Origin of the sequence: Salipiger sp. PrR007, assembly GCF_010499845.1 — a bacterium.
GTDB lineage: Bacteria > Pseudomonadota > Alphaproteobacteria > Rhodobacterales > Rhodobacteraceae > Salipiger > Salipiger pacificus_A.
In genome coordinates this window covers 1-1,310 of sequence record NZ_JAAGOZ010000003.1, presented here as the reverse complement: position 1 = coordinate 1,310, position 1,310 = coordinate 1, and the positions used below count along the sequence as shown (strand labels likewise).

2 protein-coding genes are annotated in these 1,310 nt (G+C 61.1%); one reads left to right on the top strand and one right to left on the bottom strand.

Annotated features, from left to right (window positions below):
- Window positions 1–202: hypothetical protein (locus tag G0Q01_RS26515; RefSeq protein WP_203594849.1), on the top strand; the 202-nt coding region annotated here is incomplete at its 5' end.
- Between the two features lie 349 nt (window positions 203–551).
- Here G0Q01_RS26515 and G0Q01_RS00020 read toward each other — a convergent pair.
- Entirely contained in the window at window positions 552–887 is a 336-nt protein-coding gene (locus tag G0Q01_RS00020) for a YegP family protein (RefSeq protein WP_164212902.1), read from the bottom strand.
- Between the last annotated feature and the right edge of the window lie 423 nt (window positions 888–1,310).

Below are 1,310 nucleotides of genomic sequence, written 5' to 3'. Positions count from 1 at the left end.
GGCTACGCCCGGCTTCCGCTTCCCCCAAAATCACCACCTGCAATGTCGCGCTGTTTCACCAGCGGTGTCGCTGCACAGCCAGTGCCAGAACGGATACGGTGATGAGTGTGGCGGCCCTCTCGAAGCTCCCGAAGGCGACCACGGCAAAGGACACGAGTGTCAGCAGGAGCGTCCACGCCGCGCCAAGCAGATATCGGCGTAGTTCTTCCCCGCGCCCGAGGTCTTCGCTCTCGGCAAGTTAGTATTTGCGTTTGCCCTCGCTCACTGGACTACTGCGAACAGGTACATTCCAACGCAATGGCGCTTATGCGAATCCCGGACTTGGTAGGGCGCGTAGCACGTCAATCGGCGGCTCCGGCCCCCGTCGCTGCTCCGTGCAGTATCAGTCGAGCGCTGCGCGACTTTTGTTTGGCAGGATGGCCGGGCGGAGAACCAAGCTAGCCGAAGGGTATTACTTGGTCGTTTCGCCTCAGTTCGTAGTTGCCGGACGAGGATCGGGCTATGCGAAGCTCCGGTCGATGTCGGGCGCCTCGCAGGAGGCGCCCTGAAAGTCAGACGACTTGGTCCACGAGCCTCGCGCCCTCGGCGTTTATCTTCACCGAAGCGATGCCCGCTTCGCGCGCTGGCTCACTGCTGTAGGCTTCGCTGGTGCCGATGACTTGGCCATTGCTGGCCTTGAGATTGAACATGGGCTTGCCGGACGACGTGGCCTTGCGCTCATAGCGCTCATCGAGCGGCGCGTTTCGACGAACCGACCCGATGCCATTCTCCGCACTGGCCTTTTGCTTGTATCCCTCGCTGACGAGGATGATTTCCCCGTTGCCCGCTTTCAAGCGGAACCGGAATTCTCCGGCCTTGTCCTTGTAAAGCTCGAACTTTCCAGCCATTTCTCCAAATTCCTCGCTACATCTTTCGGTGCACCCATCGTGCAACCAGTGCCGTCCGGTTGGCAAGTCATTGGCAAAACTGCAGGCTTGGGTGTTTAGTCGCTGGCAACGTTTGAGGCTGAGACCATCGGCAACGCCGTCCTGGGGGCGGTCTCAAGGGCTCCGAGAAGGGTGGGCGCGGCGCCCTTCGCGGCCACGTCCCGGCGGCGGCCGAAGCGGACGGGGGCGACGGATTCGGCGAAGTTTGAAGAGGCCGATGGGGATGTGCAGCAAAAGGAGAGCCAGGAAGATTGTGAAGACTTTTCCACAGGGGGCGGCTCTGTTGCACAAATCGGCTTAAGGCCGTGGTTCCCCTTTCCCCGGACGGACTTATCCCACAGCTTCCGTGACGGGTATTCCGAGCGCGGTGTAGCCGTTCAGGAC